Origin of the sequence: Streptomyces sp. NPDC006516, from assembly GCF_040611875.1 — a bacterium.
Classification (GTDB): Bacteria; Actinomycetota; Actinomycetes; order Streptomycetales; family Streptomycetaceae; genus Streptomyces.
Genome location: NZ_JBEXPD010000002.1, coordinates 1,045,696 through 1,061,755, shown reverse-complemented (window position 1 = coordinate 1,061,755; position 16,060 = coordinate 1,045,696). Strand labels below are relative to the sequence as shown.

The 16,060-nt window shown below is 69.2% G+C and carries 17 protein-coding genes; 6 read left to right on the top strand and 11 right to left on the bottom strand.

Translation table 11 applies throughout. The features are described 5' to 3' along the window. Nucleotides 1-220 precede the first annotated feature (220 nt). The 3 genes from ABZY45_RS11045 to ABZY45_RS11035 form a co-directional block, all read right to left on the bottom strand. Complete coding sequence (locus ABZY45_RS11045; protein ID WP_145803121.1) at nucleotides 221-544, bottom strand: STAS domain-containing protein; 324 nt, start codon at nucleotides 542-544, stop codon at nucleotides 221-223. A gap of 244 nt (nucleotides 545-788) precedes the next feature. Continuing rightward, a complete protein-coding gene (locus tag ABZY45_RS11040) occupies nucleotides 789-1,637 on the bottom strand; it encodes a 3-hydroxyacyl-CoA dehydrogenase family protein (RefSeq protein WP_356738341.1) in 849 nt (282 codons plus the stop codon). A 128-nt stretch (nucleotides 1,638-1,765) separates the two neighbouring features. Further along, nucleotides 1,766-2,407, bottom strand: a complete 642-nt coding sequence (locus ABZY45_RS11035; RefSeq protein ID WP_356738339.1) for a TetR/AcrR family transcriptional regulator — start codon at nucleotides 2,405-2,407, stop codon at nucleotides 1,766-1,768. Nucleotides 2,408-2,489: 82 nt separating this feature from the next. Between ABZY45_RS11035 and ABZY45_RS11030 the strand changes: the two genes are divergently transcribed. Genes ABZY45_RS11030 through ABZY45_RS11020 form a run of 3 tightly spaced genes read left to right on the top strand, consistent with a single transcriptional unit; the run spans nucleotide 2,490 to nucleotide 4,628 of the window. After that, complete coding sequence (locus tag ABZY45_RS11030; RefSeq protein WP_356738337.1) at nucleotides 2,490-3,272, top strand: ATP-binding cassette domain-containing protein; 783 nt, start codon at nucleotides 2,490-2,492, stop codon at nucleotides 3,270-3,272. A 10-nt stretch (nucleotides 3,273-3,282) separates the two neighbouring features. Then, nucleotides 3,283-4,032: an ABC transporter permease gene (locus tag ABZY45_RS11025; protein WP_356738335.1), complete on the top strand. Its 750-nt coding sequence runs from the start codon at nucleotides 3,283-3,285 to the stop codon at nucleotides 4,030-4,032. Nucleotides 4,033-4,055: 23 nt separating this feature from the next. Beyond that, nucleotides 4,056-4,628, top strand: a complete 573-nt coding sequence (locus tag ABZY45_RS11020) for a cob(I)yrinic acid a,c-diamide adenosyltransferase (protein ID WP_356738333.1) — start codon at nucleotides 4,056-4,058, stop codon at nucleotides 4,626-4,628. Here the strand turns inward: ABZY45_RS11020 and ABZY45_RS11015 are convergent, their stop codons facing one another. Continuing rightward, nucleotides 4,629-5,186, bottom strand: coding sequence for a hypothetical protein (locus ABZY45_RS11015; RefSeq protein ID WP_356738331.1), 558 nt, complete (start codon nucleotides 5,184-5,186; stop codon nucleotides 4,629-4,631). Nucleotides 5,187-5,337: 151 nt separating this feature from the next. On the opposite strand from ABZY45_RS11015, the gene ABZY45_RS11010 reads away from it, so the two are divergent. The 3 genes from ABZY45_RS11010 (at nucleotide 5,338) to ABZY45_RS11000 (ending at nucleotide 9,232) form a co-directional block, all read left to right on the top strand. Beyond that, entirely contained in the window at nucleotides 5,338-6,525 is a 1,188-nt protein-coding gene (locus tag ABZY45_RS11010; RefSeq protein WP_356738329.1) for a histidine kinase, read from the top strand. A gap of 5 nt (nucleotides 6,526-6,530) precedes the next feature. After that, the gene (locus tag ABZY45_RS11005) at nucleotides 6,531-7,181 is read left to right on the top strand and encodes a response regulator transcription factor (protein ID WP_356738327.1); all 651 of its coding nucleotides are present in this window, start codon (nucleotides 6,531-6,533) and stop codon (nucleotides 7,179-7,181) included. Between the two features lie 167 nt (nucleotides 7,182-7,348). Then, nucleotides 7,349-9,232, top strand: a complete 1,884-nt coding sequence (locus ABZY45_RS11000; RefSeq protein WP_356738325.1) for a glycoside hydrolase family 18 chitinase — start codon at nucleotides 7,349-7,351, stop codon at nucleotides 9,230-9,232. 304 nt (nucleotides 9,233-9,536) lie between these two features. Here the strand turns inward: ABZY45_RS11000 and ABZY45_RS10995 are convergent, their stop codons facing one another. The 7 genes from ABZY45_RS10995 to ABZY45_RS10965 form a co-directional block, all read right to left on the bottom strand. Next, nucleotides 9,537-9,983, bottom strand: coding sequence for a DUF2550 domain-containing protein (locus ABZY45_RS10995; protein ID WP_356738323.1), 447 nt, complete (start codon nucleotides 9,981-9,983; stop codon nucleotides 9,537-9,539). Between the two features lie 142 nt (nucleotides 9,984-10,125). Next, complete coding sequence (locus tag ABZY45_RS10990) at nucleotides 10,126-10,500, bottom strand: F0F1 ATP synthase subunit epsilon (protein ID WP_069170672.1); 375 nt, start codon at nucleotides 10,498-10,500, stop codon at nucleotides 10,126-10,128. Nucleotides 10,501-10,609: 109 nt separating this feature from the next. Further along, complete coding sequence (atpD, locus tag ABZY45_RS10985; RefSeq protein ID WP_356738321.1) at nucleotides 10,610-12,052, bottom strand: F0F1 ATP synthase subunit beta; 1,443 nt, start codon at nucleotides 12,050-12,052, stop codon at nucleotides 10,610-10,612. Continuing rightward, nucleotides 12,052-12,969: a F0F1 ATP synthase subunit gamma gene (locus ABZY45_RS10980; RefSeq protein ID WP_356738319.1), complete on the bottom strand. Its 918-nt coding sequence runs from the start codon at nucleotides 12,967-12,969 to the stop codon at nucleotides 12,052-12,054. Before ABZY45_RS10980 ends, atpD begins: the two co-directional genes overlap by 1 nt. 3 nt (nucleotides 12,970-12,972) lie before the next feature. Next, nucleotides 12,973-14,544 carry a F0F1 ATP synthase subunit alpha gene (gene atpA, locus ABZY45_RS10975; RefSeq protein ID WP_145803146.1) on the bottom strand — a complete coding sequence of 524 codons (1,572 nt, stop codon included), beginning with the start codon at nucleotides 14,542-14,544 and terminating at the stop codon, nucleotides 12,973-12,975. Between the two features lie 147 nt (nucleotides 14,545-14,691). Continuing rightward, nucleotides 14,692-15,507 (bottom strand): F0F1 ATP synthase subunit delta, encoded by an 816-nt coding sequence (locus ABZY45_RS10970; protein ID WP_356738316.1) that lies wholly within the window; start codon nucleotides 15,505-15,507, stop codon nucleotides 14,692-14,694. Continuing rightward, nucleotides 15,504-16,049, bottom strand: coding sequence for a F0F1 ATP synthase subunit B (locus ABZY45_RS10965; RefSeq protein ID WP_356738314.1), 546 nt, complete (start codon nucleotides 16,047-16,049; stop codon nucleotides 15,504-15,506). The genes ABZY45_RS10970 and ABZY45_RS10965 overlap by 4 nt, the downstream gene beginning before the upstream one ends. Between the last annotated feature and the right edge of the window lie 11 nt (nucleotides 16,050-16,060).

Here is a 16,060-nt window from a genome sequence, read left to right as displayed (position 1 = left end):
CGCAGCGCGCGGTTGCCCCCTCCGGCCTCGCACGCCCGTCGTCGTTCACGGTCCGGTGTCCGCCAGCGGGTCCTTGTCTATCGGCAGACGGCCGAACCCTAAACCTTCGCACAGTATCTACGAACCAGTGGGGGGCCGCGCCGCCCACGACGTCACATTCTCGTGAGGATTGTGCGTGTATCGCCCTCGGACGCACGGCCACGGCCCTTTTCGGAGGCCGTCAGACGCGGGGCAGGGAGTCCGCGGCGATGCCCCCCTCGATGGCCAGGATCCTGTGGAGTCTCGTCGCCACGAGCAGGCGCTGCATCTGCGGAGGCACTCCGCGCAGCACCAGCCTCCGGCCGGCCCGGCCGGCTCTGCGGTGCGCCCCCATGATGACGCCGAGTCCGGTGGCGTCCCAGGAGTCCAGCTCGGTCAGGTTCAGCACGAGGTCGCCTGACCCGTCGTCGACCGCGGAATGCAGAACCGTACGGGCGTCCGCCGCGCTTCGGACATCGAGGCGGCCCCCGACGACCAGCTCGGCGTGGTCGCCCCTGATGTGCATATGCGCTCCCCGGAAGTACTCCGTAGCAAGGTCGGTCTGTCTGGTTTCGCTTTCTGTCTCTGCCACAACTGACTGCCGCAGCGACAGGGAAGTTGCCGTCTGTAAGCGAACCGATACCGAATTCACCCCGAGGGGTGAAGCAGGTCCGGCGGTACGTGTGGATCCGTGCCCGGCGCGGCGTACGGATCCCGGTCCCCCGGGTCTGATTGACGGCACATCAGACAGCCCGGGGGGCCGGTCGCGATCAGTAGGTGTAGAAGCCCTGCCCGCTCTTGCGCCCGATGTCACCTGCGTCGACCATCCGGCGCATCAGCTCGGGAGCGGCGAACTTCTCGTCCTGGGACTCGGTGTAGATGTTGCCCGTGGCGTGCAGGAGGATGTCGACGCCGGTCATGTCGGCCGTGGCGAGGGGCCCCATGGCGTGGCCGAAGCCCAGCTTGCACGCGGTGTCGATGTCCTCGGCGGAGGCGACGCCCGACTCGTACAGCTTGGCGGCCTCGACGACCAGCGCCGAGATCAGCCGGGTGGTCACGAAGCCGGCGACGTCGCGGTTGACGACGATGCACGTCTTGCCGACGGACTCGGCGAACTCCCTCGCGGTGGCGAGGGTTTCGTCGCTGGTCTTGTAGCCGCGCACCAGCTCGCACAGCTGCATCATCGGGACGGGCGAGAAGAAGTGCACGCCGACGACCCGCTCCGGGCGCTCCGTCACGGCCGCGATCTTGGTGATCGGGATGGCGGAGGTGTTGGAGGCGAGGACGGCGTCCTCCCGCACGATCCCGTCGAGCGTACGGAAGATCTCGTGCTTGATCTCCAGCTTCTCGAAGACGGCCTCGACGACGATGTCGGCGTCCGCCACCGCGTCCAGGTCGGTGGTCGTGGCGATCCTGCCGAGCGCCGCCTCGGCGTCGGCGGCCTCCAGCTTGCCCTTGGCGACGAACTTGCCGTAGCTGGCCTCGATACCGCCACGCCCGCGGGCCAGCGCCTCGTCGGTGACATCACGCAGCACCACGTCCCAGCCCGCCTGCGCGGAGACCTGCGCGATACCGGACCCCATGAGTCCGGCGCCGATGACGGCGAGCTTCCTGGCCACGTTTCGCACCCCTATGCATTCTCGGTCGTTCGCATGCTCTCCGGCGGAGATTAGTACCCGTGAGGGGCCTTGAGGCCGCGAAGAGATGCGCGTCACGTCTCACATGACGGACATCACACCGGCCCCCGTCACACGGCGGCGCGCCGCGCGTAGTCGATCACCTTCGCGCCGAGCAGGTCCTCCATGTCGTCGAGCAGGACGAGCGCGTCGCGCGAGACCTCCTCGGGTGCACGCCCGGCGACCATCTCGTGCCCGATGTACGCCATGAGTGTGCTGTGCACCCAGGAGAGCTGACCGGCCACCAGGACGGGGGTGAGGTCCCCCTGATCCGCGCCGGCCTCCTCGCGCAGCGTCTCCTCCAGGCGGAGCTGGACCTCCTGCTGGATGTGCCACAGGCGGGCCTTGAGGCCGTCGGCACCTTCGATGACCTGCATGAAGCGCTCGTACCCGCGCATGAGGCCGACCGCCGGCGAGACGCCCTCCACCTGGATGCGCAGTTCACGCAGGACGGCGTCGGCCGCGGACTCGCCCTCGCCGCGGCCCCGGACGTAGCGCGCGAGCCGGTCGACGATGCCGCTGCTCCGGTCGAGGAAGAGGTCTTCCTTGGCCGGGAAGTAGTTGTACACCGTGTTCACCGATACGTCGGCGGCCAGGGCGATCTCGGCGATGGTGACCGCGTCGAAGCCGCGCTCCAGGAAGAGCCCGGTGGCGACATCCGAGAGCTGCTGCCGCGTCTGACGCTTCTTCCGCTCCCTGAGTCCCTCAGCCATGGACCCATCCTAAGGCGTCCCTGGGGCTCCTGAAAATTTGGGGGCATTGCAATTTTCGAGTCTCTCTGTTTTTGTGGTCGCTATGCCAATCATCAGCACGTCCGGGCTCGCCCGGACCTTCAGGACCAAGGCGGGACCGGTCCACGCCGTGAGGTCGGTCGACATGGCCGTCATGCCCGGGGAGATCGTCGGTCTTCTGGGGCCCAACGGCGCGGGCAAGACCACCACGCTGCGGATGCTCACCACGTTGCTCGCCCCCACCGGTGGGGCGGCCACCGTCGCAGGCTTCGACCTGGCCGGCGATCCGTCCGGCGTCCGCGGGGCGTGCGGGTACGTCGCCCAGTCCGGCGGGGTCGATCCGCACGTCAGCGTGCGCGAGGAACTGGTGACCCAGGGGCGCCTGTACCGGCTGAGCAAGGCAGAGGCGATCGGGCGCGCGGCCGAACTCGCCTCGGCACTCGGTCTCTCCGGCCTGCTCGACCGCAGGACCGCCGCGCTCTCCGGCGGGCAGCGCCGCCGTCTCGACATCGCGATGGGCCTCACCCACCGCCCGGCCGTGCTCTTCCTCGACGAGCCGACCACAGGGCTCGATCCGCAGAGCCGCCAGGACCTGTGGGACCTCGTCCGGGGGCTGCGCGACGACTTCGGCACGACCGTCGTGCTCACCACCCATTACCTCGACGAGGCGGACGCGCTCGCGGACCGGCTCGTGGTCATCGACGGAGGCCTGGTCGTCGCCGAGGGCGCGCCGGCCGCGCTCAAGGCCGAGCACGCCGGCTCACCGGGCGCCTCGCTCCACGACACCTTCCTCGCGATCACCGGGCGGTCACCGGTCACCGCCGAGGCCGCCCCCGTCGCCGTATAGGAACCCCTCGATGCTTCTCCACGACACCTCACTGGTCTTCGGCCGGTACGTCCGCCAGACCCTGCGCTCCCGGTTCCAGATCTTCTTCGGGATCCTGATGCCGCTGCTCCACCTGCTCCTGTTCGGCCCGCTGCTGACCGGTCTCCCCCTCGGCTCCCCGGGTGACTCCTGGCAGGTCCTGGTCCCCGGGCTGCTGCTGCAACTGGGCCTCTTCGGTGCCTCGTTCGCGGGTTTCTCGGTCATCATCGAGAAGTCGGCGGGCGTGGTCGAGCGCATGCGCGTCACCCCCGTCAGCCGCTTCGCCCTCCTGCTGGGGCGGGTGCTGCGAGATGCCCTGCTGTTCATGTTCCAGGCGGTGCTGCTGGTGCTCGCGGCCCTGGTCATGGGGTTGCGAGCACCGCTGCCCGGGGTGCTCATCGGCTTCGTGTTCGTCGGGCTGCTCACGGTCTCGCTGGCTTCGCTCTCCTACGCCCTCGCCATGAAGGTGCGTACGCCCCAGGAGTTCGGGCCGGTGATCAACGCGCTCACCATGCCGGCCATGCTGCTCTCCGGCCTGATGCTCCCGATGACGCTCGGTCCCACGTGGCTCGACGTCCTGTCGCACTTCACGCCGTTCCGCTACCTCGTGGACGCGGTACGGGACGCGTACATCGGGGAGTACGCGACGGCGCACATGCTGTACGGAGTGCTCGTCGCGCTCGGTTTCGCCCTCCTGGCTGTGACGGTCGGCACGCGTGTCTTCCACAGGGCCGGGGCATGACCGGAGGCCCTTAGGCTGGCTCCATGGTCAATCTGACGCGCATCTACACCCGTACAGGCGACAAGGGCACCACAGCCCTCGGTGACATGAGCCGGACCGCCAAGACCGATCTGCGGATCTCGGCCTACGCCGACGCCAACGAGGCCAACGCCGTCATCGGTACGGCCATCGCGCTCGGGAACCTCCCCGAGGCCGTCGTGAAGGTCCTCGTCCGTGTGCAGAACGACCTGTTCGACGTGGGCGCGGACCTGTCCACACCGGTGGTGGAGGACCCGAAGTACCCGCCGCTGCGCGTGGAGCAGTCCTACGTCGACAAGCTGGAGGCGGACTGCGACACCTTCCTGGAGGAGCTGGAGAAGCTCCGCAGCTTCATCCTTCCGGGTGGCACGCCCGGGGCGGCGCTGCTGCATCAGGCCTGCACCGTCGTCCGCCGTGCGGAGCGCTCCACGTGGGCGGCGCTCGAGGTGCACGGGGACGAGATGAACGCTCTGACGGCGACGTACCTCAACCGCCTCTCCGACCTCCTGTTCATCCTCGCGAGGACGGCGAACAAGGAGGTCGGCGACGTGCTGTGGGTGCCGGGCGGCGAGCGCTGATCAGCGCTCCGCCCCCACCGGGTCCTTGGGCTCCTGCTTGGGGAACACCGTGTAGCCGCCGGCGATGAGCAGGTTGATCCCGATCACCCAGAGCATCTTCTGCTGCCACATCCGCAGCGATCCGGTGTCCCCGTCCGCGCCGACGTACCAGATCGCCGCCTGGAGCAGGGCCGTGGCCGTCCCCGCCGCCACGATCCAGCGGGCGGCGGTGCGCCACTCGTGGGCGGCCCGCGCCATCCCGTACTTCGGTGGCTTCACCGGAGGCGGGCCGCCCGCGAAGCGGTGGGCGATCCTGGCGTCGGCCCACTTGACGGTGGAGTGGCCGAGTCCCACCGTGAAGCCGATGTAGACGGCGGCCAGGCCGTGCTTCCAGTCGGGCTCGGCGCCGTTCTTCAGGTCGACGGCCGTCACCACCAGCAGGACGACCTCCAGCAGCGGCTCGCACAGCAGCACCGCCGCGCCCAGCCGGGGCTTCCTCGCGACGTACCGCAGCGCGAGTCCGGCTGCCAGCAGGACCCAGAAGCCGACCTCGCAGAGCACGATCAGTGTGACGATCACGGCACTTCTCCTTCCGGTCCCCTCCAGACTCCCTGTCATGCGGCGCCGGATCGTCGTCAGCAGTGACGAAACGTGACTGCATCCTTCGATGTAGCCGCGCCTCCCTCCCCGTACGGACGTGCCGCGCCCCGGCGCCGTGTTGGATGAGAGCGTGATCTCCCTTGCGCGCCCGCACCGCGACGACGTCCTGCTCGCGGTCACCGGGCTGTCCGGCGGTGTGATCCTGTGGCTGATCGGGATCCACATCCAGAACGGCCGCCTCTTCGACGCGCCCTGGGTGTCCCTGCTGCCGCTGGTGGTGATGTCGGCTCTCGAACTGCTACGGCGCAGCGCCCCGCTCACCGCTCTGGCGGTCGGCACACTCGCACTGGTGGCCGACCAGTTCACGGTGGGGAGTCTCGCGACCCTGCTGCTGTTCACCGACCTCGTGTACGCGGCGGTGCTGTACGGCTCCCCCTCCGCCTCACGCCGGATCCCGGTGATCACCCTGCTCGTCACCGTCGCCACGACGGTCGGCTTCATCGCCTGGGCCCCGTCGGCGGACGCCGTACTCATCGGGATCGTCGTCGGCATGGTCTCCTTCGGCCCCGCTCTCACCGGTGCCGCCGTGCGCAATCACCGCGACGCCGCCGAGGCCGCCCGGCTGCGGGCGGACCAGACCGCGCTGCTGGCCGAGATGGACCGGGCCCAGGCGGTGACGGCCGAACGGGCGCGCATGGCCCGCGAGCTGCACGACATGGTCGCCAACCACCTCTCCGCGATCGCCATCCACTCCACCGCGGCGCTCTCCATCGACGACCCGGGGACCTCCCGTGACGCCCTCGGGGTGATCCGGCAGAACAGTGTCGACGGGCTGGCCGAGATGCGGCGGCTCATCGGGCTGCTGCGGGAGAACGGCGCGGCCGGCCCGCCGAGCGCGGCGCCGACCCTCGCCTCCCTGGACGCGCTCGTGGAGCAGGCCGGCGCGAACTCCGCCTCCAGTGGTCTCACCGTCACCCTGGACGACGCCCGCGAGGGTTCCGGCCCGCTGCCCGCCCCCGTGGAGCTGGCGGCGTACCGGATCGTCCAGGAGTCGCTGACGAACGCGCTGAAGCATGCGGCGCCCGGTCCGGTGACCGTACGGCTCACACGGTCGCCCGAGCTTCTGGCCGTGCAGGTGAGCAGCGTGTCCGGTGACCGGCCGGGGCCGCGAGCGCCGGGTTCGGGGGCCGGCCTGGTGGGGATGCGGGAACGGGTGGCCCTGCTGGGCGGGACGTTCCGGGCGGGGCCGTGCCCCCGCGACGACGGTACGGAGATCTGGCTGGTCCGGGCTGAACTGCCCGTCGAGGAAGGGACGTAGTGCACATGACGATCCGGGTTCTGGTCGCGGAGGACCAGGCGGCCGTGCGCGCCGGGCTGGTGCTGATCCTGGGCAGTGCCCCGGACGTCGAGGTGGTGGGCGAGGCGGCGGACGGTGAGACGGCCGTGCGCCTGGCCCGTGAACTCCGGCCGGATCTGGTGCTGATGGACGTACAGATGCCCCGGCTCGACGGGGTGTCGGCGACGCGGCAAGTGGTGACGGAGCGGCTGGCGGACGTCCTGGTGCTGACGACCTTCGACCTGGACGAGTACGTCTTCGGCGCGTTGCGCGCGGGCGCTTCGGGCTTCCTGCTGAAGAACACCGACGCCGGGGACCTGCTCGACGCGGTCCGCACCGTGGCGCGTGGCGAGGGCATGATCGCCCCGGCCGTGACGCGCCGGCTGATCGAGGAGTTCGCCGGAACCCCGTCCGCGCGCAGGCCGGCGCCGCACGCCCCCGCGGCGCTCGGCACGCTGACGCGCCGGGAGCGCGAGGTGCTGGTCTGCCTGGGCGAGGGGCTGAGCAACGCGGAGATCGCGGACCGGCTCTCGATGGCCGAGGCGACGGTGAAGACGCACGTCAGCAGGCTGCTCGGGAAGCTGGAACTGCGCAGCCGGGTGCAAGCGGCGGTGCTCGCACAGGAGTTGGGACTCTGATTTCCGCAGGGAACTTTGGTCTGGACCTCTTGACGATTGGTCCAGACCTTCCTAATCTCACCGAACACGCTGCGGTGAGTACGCCATGACAAAGCGGGCTCAGGGCGACGCAGGGTCTGCAGGTTACGGATCATCCCCCTTTGCCGGACCTCACCCGAGGAGCACCGTTGAGCACTGACAACCCCGTACGCCGGTCCCGACTCAGATGGAGACGTGAAGCCGGCACAGCCACCAGGTCCAAGGCCGTCGCGGGTCTCACCGCGCTGCTGCTGCCGCTCGCCGCCATGGTCGGCCTGGCCTCCCCCGCCGAGGCCGCCACCTCCGCGACCGCCACGTACGTCAAGAAGTCCGACTGGGGCACCGGCTTCGAGGGCCAGTGGACCGTCAAGAACACCGGCACCACCGCTCTCTCCTCCTGGACGATCGAGTGGGACTTCCCCTCCGGCACCGCGGTCGGCTCCGCCTGGGACGCCTCCGTGTCGAGCTCCGGTACCCACTGGACCGCCAAGAACCTCAGCTGGAACGGCACGGTCGCCCCGGGCGCCAGCGTCTCCTTCGGCTTCAACGGCACCGGCACCGGCTCCCCCACCGGCTGCAAGCTGAACGGCGCCTCCTGCGACGGTGGCAGCGTGCCCGGCGACAACGCCCCGTCCAAGCCCGGCACCCCGACCGTGAGCAACGTGACGGACACCTCGGCGAAGCTCACCTGGGCCGCCGCCACGGACGACAAGGGCATCAAGAACTACGACGTCCTGCGTGACGGCGCCAAGGTCGCGACCGTCACTACGACGACGTACACCGACACCGGCCTCACCAAGGGCACCGACTACTCCTACACGGTGCAGGCCCGTGACACGGCTGACCAGACCGGTCCGGTCAGCGCCTCGGTCGCGGTCCGCACCACCGGCACCACGGACCCGGGCAACCCGGGCACCGGCGACAAGATCAACCTGGGTTACTTCACCGAGTGGGGCGTCTACGGGCGCAACTACCACGTGAAGAACCTCGTGACCTCCGGCTCCGCGTCGAAGATCACGCACATCAACTACGCGTTCGGCAACGTCCAGAACGGCAAGTGCACCATCGGCGACAGCTACGCCGACTACGACAAGGCGTACACGGCCGACCAGTCCGTCGACGGAGTAGCGGACACCTGGGACCAGCCGCTGCGCGGCAACTTCAACCAGCTGCGCAAGCTGAAGGCCAAGTACCCGCACATCAAGGTCCTCTGGTCCTTCGGCGGCTGGACCTGGTCCGGTGGCTTCCCGCAGGCCGCCCAGAACCCGGCCGCCTTCGCGCAGTCCTGCTACGACCTGGTCGAGGACCCCCGCTGGGCCGATGTCTTCGACGGCATCGACATCGACTGGGAGTACCCCAACGCCTGCGGTCTCACCTGTGACACCAGCGGACCTGCGGCACTGAAGAACGTCGCCTCCGCGCTGCGGAGCAAGTTCGGCACCGGCAACCTGGTCACCGCGGCGATCACCGCGGACGGCTCGACGGGCGGCAAGATCGACGCGGCCGACTACGCCGGCGCCGCACAGTCCATGAACTGGTACAACGTGATGACGTACGACTTCTTCGGCGCCTTCGCACCGAAGGGCCCGACGGCCCCTCACTCGCCGCTGACCTCGTACTCCGGCATCCCGCAGGAGGGCTTCAACTCCGCCGCCGCCATCGCCAAGCTGAAGGCGCAGGGCGTCCCCGCCTCGAAGCTGCTCCTCGGCATCGGCTTCTACGGCCGAGGCTGGACCGGTGTCACCCAGTCCGCCCCCGGCGGCACGGCGACCGGTGCGGCTCCCGGAACCTACGAGGCCGGCAACGAGGACTACAAGGTCCTCAAGAACACCTGCCCCGCCACCGGCACCATCGCGGGCACCGCGTACGCCCACTGCGGCACCAACTGGTGGAGCTACGACACCCCGGCGACGATCACGTCCAAGATGGCCTGGGCGAACAGCCAGGGTCTGGGCGGCGCGTTCTTCTGGGAGTTCAGCGGTGACACCGCGAACGGTGAGCTCGTGACCGCGATGGACAACGGTCTGAACTAGGGGCTCCCGTCCGGATCGGGCGCGAGCCAGGCACGATCCGGACAGGGGTCACCCCCCACGTACGAGAGCCGCACCCGGAAAAGCGCCGGGGAGACAGGTCCGCCCCCTGTCTCCCCGGTTTTCGCATGCCTCGCGCCCCCGGCCCTCGCGTCTGCGTACCCCGGCCCACGCACACTCCGCACCCCCCGCTGGCGCGCGCTCTGCCTCTGCCCCGGGTTCGCACGTTCCCCGGTCCTCGTACACCTCGCGCGACCGGAAAAGGGTCTCCCCCCGGACGGAATCCGTCCGGGGGGAGACCTTTCGTCTAAGCCACGTTGACCCTCTGGCCCGGCGGTGCCGCCTCCAGCCAGGCGAGAAAGCCGGTCAGGGCGTCCTCGCTCATCGCCAGCTCCAGGCGTGTCCCCCGGTGGGTACAGCCGAGCACGACGGAGTCGGACAGGAGCGCGAGCTCCTCCTCACCCTCGGGCAGCCGGCGCGCGACCACCTCGATGGCGGAGCGCTCCAGGCCACGGCGGGGACGGGGCGAGTAGGAGAAGACCCGGAACCAGTCGACGCGGTCACCGCTGTAGCGGGCCACCCCGTACACCCAGCCCTTGCCGGACTGATCCGGTTCCTCGGACACGTCCCAGCGCAGGCTGCAGTCGAAGGTACCGCCCGAACGCTGGATCAGCCGCCTGCGGAGGCCGAAGACGAACAGACCCACCGCGACCAGTACGACGACCAGGCCGCCCACCCACAAAGCGAGGACCATCTCCACCGACCTCCTCGCATCGTCGAGTAACGGATACCGAACCGAGCCGAAACGCACTGCACCTGCATCGCCTCAGCCGCGACACGGTCTGGATCTCTCCAGCTCGGGCCGCGGCTGAGTCAAAAACTCCTCGTGAGGGCGCTCAGTGCGCCGCCACCGCACGCAGTCGCACATCGGCGCGCCGCTCGGCGGCGGCGTCCGTGTCCGACTTCGCGCGCTCCAGCGCACGCTCGGCGCGCTGGACGTCGATCTCGTCGGCAAGCTCGGCGATCTCCGCCAGCAACGAGAGCTTGTTGTCCGCGAACGAGATGAAACCGCCGTGCACAGCGGCGACAACAGTCCCGCCGTCGCTCGTACGGATCGTCACGGGGCCCGATTCCAGCACACCCAGAAGCGGCTGGTGACCGGGCATGACGCCGATGTCGCCGGACGTGGTACGTGCGACAACGAGGGTGGCCTCGCCGGACCAGACACTGCGGTCCGCGGCGACCAGCTCGACATGCAGCTCAGCAGCCAAGGGTGGCTCCTCGGGTCACCACCCGGCGGTCGTGCCGGGTGTCGGTTCAATTCTACGGGGCGTGGTGAGGGGGGCGGGACACACCCACCCCCCTCGGTGAGCCGGTGGCTCAGGAGACGCCGAGCTCCTTGGCCTTCGCCTTGAGGTCGTCGATGCCACCGCACATGAAGAACGCCTGCTCGGGGAAGTGGTCGTACTCCCCGTCGCAGATCGCGTTGAAGGCGGCGATCGACTCGTCGAGCGGAACGTCCGAACCGTCCAGGCCGGTGAACTGCTTGGCGGCGTGGGTGTTCTGCGACAGGAAGCGCTCGACGCGACGGGCACGGTGGACGACGAGCTTGTCCTCTTCGCCCAGCTCGTCGATGCCGAGGATCGCGATGATGTCCTGGAGGTCCTTGTACTTCTGCAGGATCCCCTTGACGCGGCTGGCCGCGTCGTAGTGGTCCTGCGCGATGTAGCGCGGGTCCAGGATGCGGGACGTCGAGTCCAGCGGGTCCACGGCCGGGTAGATGCCCTTCTCGGAGATCGGACGGGAGAGAACCGTCGTCGCGTCGAGGTGGGCGAACGTGGTGGCCGGGGCCGGGTCGGTCAGGTCGTCCGCGGGGACGTAGATCGCCTGCATCGAGGTGATCGAGTGACCACGCGTCGAGGTGATGCGCTCCTGGAGCACACCCATCTCGTCGGCAAGGGTCGGCTGGTAACCCACCGCGGACGGCATGCGGCCGAGCAGCGTGGAGACCTCGGAACCGGCCTGCGTGAAGCGGAAGATGTTGTCGATGAAGAGCAGCACGTCCTGCTTCTGCACATCGCGGAAGTACTCCGCCATGGTCAGGGCGGACAGCGCGACCCGCAGACGGGTGCCCGGCGGCTCGTCCATCTGGCCGAAGACCAGCGCGGTCTTGTCCAGGACGCCCGACTCGGTCATCTCGTCGATGAGGTCGTTGCCCTCACGGGTGCGCTCACCGACACCGGCGAACACCGACACACCCTCGTGCAGCTTCGCCACACGCATGATCATTTCCTGGATGAGGACCGTCTTGCCGACGCCCGCACCACCGAACAGACCGATCTTGCCGCCCTTGACGTACGGGGTCAGCAGGTCGACGACCTTCAGGCCGGTCTCGAACATCTCGGTCTTCGACTCGAGCTGGTCGAAGGCCGGGGCCTTGCGGTGGATCGGCCAGCGCTCGGTGATCTGCGCCTCGGCCTCCGGCTCGTTCAGGATCTTGCCGAGGGTGTTGAACACCTTGCCCTTGGTGATGTCACCGACGGGGACGGTGATGCCCGCACCCGTGTCGGTCACCGGGGCCTGGCGGACCAGGCCGTCGGTGGGCTGCATCGAGATCGCGCGGACCAGGCCGTCACCCAGGTGCTGGGCGACTTCGAGGGTCAGCGTCTTACGAGCGCCGGCCTCGGCCGGGTCGTCGACCTCGACGTGGAGGGCGTTGTAGATCTCCGGCATCGCGTCGACGGGGAACTCCACGTCGACGACCGGGCCGATGACCCGGGCGACGCGGCCCGTGGCAGCGGCCGTCTCAACTGTCGTCGTCATTACTTGTCACTCCCCGCGGACGCGTCGGCCAGAGCACCTGCACCGCCGACGATCTCGCTGATTTCCTGGGTGATTTCGGCCTGGCGGGCCGCGTTGGCAAGCCGGGAGAGGCTCTTGATGAGGTCCCCGGCGTTGTCGGTCGCCGACTTCATCGCGCGACGGCGGGCAGCGTGCTCGGAAGCGGCGGCCTGCAGCAGTGCGTTGTAGATACGGCTCTCGACGTAGCGCGGCAGAAGGGCGTCGAGGACGTCCTCAGCCGACGGCTCGAAGTCGAACAGCGGAAGGATCTCGCCCTTCTCGGTGCTCTCCTCCTCGCCCTGGTCGAGCGACAGAGGCAGCATCCGGCCGTCGACCGCGTTCTGCGTCATCATCGACACGAACTCCGTGAAGACGATGTGCAGCTCGTCGACGCCGCCCTCGGCCGTGTCCTTCTGGATGGCCTCGATGAGGGGCTCGGCGATCTTCTTGGCATCCGAGTACTCGGGGCTGTCGGTGAAACCGGTCCACGACTCCGAGACCTTGCGCTCACGGAAGCCGTAGTACGCGACACCCTTGCGGCCGACGATGTACGTGTCGACCTCCTTGCCCTCGGCCGCCAGCCGCTCCCGCAGCCGCTCCGCCGCCTTGATGGCGTTGGAGGAGTAGCCGCCGGCCAGACCGCGGTCGCTCGTGAGGAGCAGGACCGCGGCCCGGGCCGGGGCCTCGGCCTCGGTGGTGAGCGGATGGTTGGTGTTCGAGCCGGTCGCCACCGCGGTCACCGCACGGGTGAGCTCGGTCGCGTACGGCATCGACGCCGCCACCTTGCGCTGCGCCTTGACGATGCGCGAGGCGGCGATCATCTCCATCGCCTTGGTGATCTTCTTGGTCGCGGTGACGGCTTGGATGCGGCGCTTGTAAACGCGAAGCTGAGCGCCCATCGATCAGCCCTCGCCCAGGAGCTTGCCGTCCGAGGTCTCGAACTGCTGCTTGAAGGAGGCGATCGCGTCCGCGATCGACTGCAGCGTGTCGTCGGACATCTTGCCGCCCTCGGCGATGCTGGTCAGCAGGTCCTTGCGCTCGCGGCGCAGGAACTCGAGCAGCTCGGTCTCGAAGCGACGGATGTCCTCGACCGGGACGTCGTCCATCTTGCCCGTGGTACCGGCCCAGACGGAGACGACCTGCTCCTCCATCGGGAACGGCGCGTACTGGGGCTGCTTCAGCAGCTCGACCATGCGCTTACCGCGCTCCAGCGACGCCTTGGAGGCCGCGTCCAGGTCGGAACCGAAGGCGGCGAACGCCTCCAGCTCGCGGTACTGGGCGAGGTCCACGCGGAGGCGGCCGGACACCTGCTTCATGGCCTTGTGCTGAGCGGAGCCACCGACTCGGGAGACCGAGATACCGACGTTGAGCGCCGGACGCTGACCCGCGTTGAACAGGTCGGACTCCAGGAAGCACTGGCCGTCGGTGATGGAGATGACGTTGGTCGGGATGAACGCCGACACGTCGTTCGCCTTGGTCTCGACGATCGGGAGACCCGTCATCGAACCGGCACCCATCTCGTCGGAGAGCTTGGCGCAGCGCTCCAGCAGACGCGAGTGCAGGTAGAAGACGTCGCCCGGGTAGGCCTCACGGCCCGGCGGACGGCGCAGCAGAAGCGACACGGCGCGGTAGGCGTCGGCCTGCTTCGAGAGGTCGTCGAAGATGATGAGGACGTGCTTGCCGTCGTACATCCAGTGCTGGCCGATGGCCGAACCGGTGTACGGCGCCAGGTACTTGAAGCCGGCCGGGTCGGACGCCGGGGCGGCGACGATGGTCGTGTACTCCAGCGCGCCGGCCTCTTCGAGGGCACCGCGCACGGAGGCGATGGTGGAGCCCTTCTGACCGATGGCGACGTAGATGCAGCGCACCTGCTTGTTCACGTCGCCCGAGCGCCAGTTGTCGCGCTGGTTGATGATCGTGTCGACGGCCAGAGCGGTCTTACCCGTCTGACGGTCGCCGATGATCAGCTGACGCTGGCCGCGGCCGATCGGCACCATGGCGTCGACGGCCTTGTAGCCGGTCTGCATCGGCTCGTGCACCGACTTACGGACCATGACGCCAGGCGCCTGCAGCTCGAGGGCGCGACGGCCTTCGGTCGCGATCTCGCCGAGACCGTCGATCGGGTTGCCGAGCGGGTCGACGACGCGGCCGAGGTAGCCCTCGCCGACGCCGACGGAGAGCACCTCACCGGTGCGCTGCACCGGCTGGCCCTCCTCGATTCCGCTGAACTCGCCGAGGACGATCGCACCGATCTCGCGCTCCTCGAGGTTGAGGGCGAGACCGAGGGTGCCGTCCTCGAACTTCAGCAGCTCGTTCGCCATGGCGGAGGGCAGGCCCTCCACCTTCGCGATGCCGTCGCCGGCAACGCTGACCGTCCCGACCTCCTCGCGCGAGGCCGCGTCCGGCTGGTACGACTGGACAAAGTTATCCAGTGCGTCCCGGATCTCCTCCGGCCGGATCGTAAGCTCCGCCATCTGGGGTTCCCTGCTCTCCTTGTTGGGCCCGAAGTTTCTCAAAGGGGTCTGGGGGCGACCCCCAGGAATCTTCTGCAATTTCTGCACGGCCCAACCGGGCCGCAATTCTTGCTCGTTCAGTTGGTGCGGTGTGGGCGCTGCGCGCTGTCAGCCGGCCATCCTGCGGGTGACCTCTTCGAGGCGCTCCGCGATCGTGCCGTTGATGACCTCGTCACCGACGCGCACCGAGATCCCGCCGAGGACCTCGGGGTCCACGTCCAGGTTCAGATGCATCTGCCGGCCGTAGATCTTCGCCAGGGCGGCGCCGAGGCGCTGCTTCTGGCGATCGGACAGCGGCACCGCCGAGGTGACGACGGCGACCATGCGGTCCCGGCGCTCCGCGGCGAGCCTGGACAGGGACTCGAGTCCCGCTTCCAGGCTACGTCCTCGGGGCTGCGTCACGAGGCGTGTGATCACGCGCTCGGTGACGGGCTGGGCCTTGCCGCCGAGCAGGCTGCGGAGCAGCTGGCTCTTGGCGGAGGCCGTGGCCTTCCGGTCGGTCAGGGCGGAGCGCAGCGCGACGTCGGAGCCGACGATCCGGCCGAACCGGAAGAGCTCGTCCTCGACGTCGTCGAGCGCGCCGGCGCGCTGGGCCGCGGTGAGGTCTGCGGTGTTCGCCAGTTCCTCGACCGAGTCCACCAGGTCACGCGACTGCGACCAGCGGGAGCGGACCATGCCGGAGACCAGGTCCACGGCTTCGCCGCCCACCTGACCGCGCAGCAGTCGTCCGGCCAGCTCGGCCTTGGCCTCGCCGCCCTGCGACGGGTCGGTGAGGACCCGGCGCAGCGATACCTCGCGGTGGAGCAGCGCGGTGACGGCTGCCAGCTCCTCGGCGAGCTTCGCCGCGTCGACCGACGTGGAGTCGGTCAGTGCGTCGAGACGCTCGCGTGCGGAGGCCAGCGCCTCGCGGCTCGCTCCGTTCATCGGACGGCCTCGGCCTTCGCCTCGAGCTCGTCGAGGAATCGGTCGACGGTGCCGCTCTGCCGGGCGTGGTCCTCGAGGGACTCGCCGACGAGCTTGCCGGCCAGGGCGGTGGCGAGGGTGCCCACGTCCTGACGCAGCGCGGACGCCGCGGCCTTGCGGTCGGCCTCGATCTGGGCGTGGCCGGCCGCGATGATCTCCTCGCGCTGCCGCTGACCCTCCGCCCTCATCTCCTGGATGATGACGGCACCCTGCTCCTGCGCCTCCTGGCGCAGACGGGCGGCCTCGTGGCGTGCCTCGGCGAGCTGAGCCTTGTACTGCTCAAGAACGCTCTGGGCCTCGGTCTGGGCCGCGTCGGCCTTCTCGATCCCGCCTTCGATCGCCTCGCGGCGCTCTTCCAGAACCTTCTCGATGTTCGGGAGGAGCTTCTTGGCGAGGAAACCGAAGACGATGACAAAGGCGATCAGGCCGATGACGATCTCGGGGATCGCCGGGAGCAGCGGGTTCTGGATCTCTTCCTCGGCCGCCAGCTGTAGGGCGTTCACATCAATGCCTT

Bases quoted from the DNA above. Each gene is read 5' to 3' on its own strand.
- ABZY45_RS10995 (WP_356738323.1), bottom strand. From the start codon at position 9,983: ATGGTCCTCGCTTTGTGGGTGGGCGGCCTGGTCGTCGTACTGGTCGCG.
- ABZY45_RS11035 (WP_356738339.1), bottom strand. From the start codon at position 2,407: ATGGCTGAGGGACTCAGGGAGCGGAAGAAGCGTCAGACGCGGCAGCAG.
- ABZY45_RS11030 (WP_356738337.1), top strand. From the start codon at position 2,490: ATGCCAATCATCAGCACGTCCGGGCTCGCCCGGACCTTCAGGACCAAG.
- ABZY45_RS10970 (WP_356738316.1), bottom strand. From the start codon at position 15,507: ATGAACGGAGCGAGCCGCGAGGCGCTGGCCTCCGCACGCGAGCGTCTC.
- atpD (WP_356738321.1), bottom strand. From the start codon at position 12,052: ATGACGACGACAGTTGAGACGGCCGCTGCCACGGGCCGCGTCGCCCGG.
- ABZY45_RS10980 (WP_356738319.1), bottom strand. From the start codon at position 12,969: ATGGGCGCTCAGCTTCGCGTTTACAAGCGCCGCATCCAAGCCGTCACC.
- ABZY45_RS11025 (WP_356738335.1), top strand. From the start codon at position 3,283: ATGCTTCTCCACGACACCTCACTGGTCTTCGGCCGGTACGTCCGCCAG.
- atpA (WP_145803146.1), bottom strand. From the start codon at position 14,544: ATGGCGGAGCTTACGATCCGGCCGGAGGAGATCCGGGACGCACTGGAT.
- ABZY45_RS11020 (WP_356738333.1), top strand. From the start codon at position 4,056: ATGGTCAATCTGACGCGCATCTACACCCGTACAGGCGACAAGGGCACC.
- ABZY45_RS11005 (WP_356738327.1), top strand. From the start codon at position 6,531: ATGACGATCCGGGTTCTGGTCGCGGAGGACCAGGCGGCCGTGCGCGCC.
- ABZY45_RS11045 (WP_145803121.1), bottom strand. From the start codon at position 544: ATGCACATCAGGGGCGACCACGCCGAGCTGGTCGTCGGGGGCCGCCTC.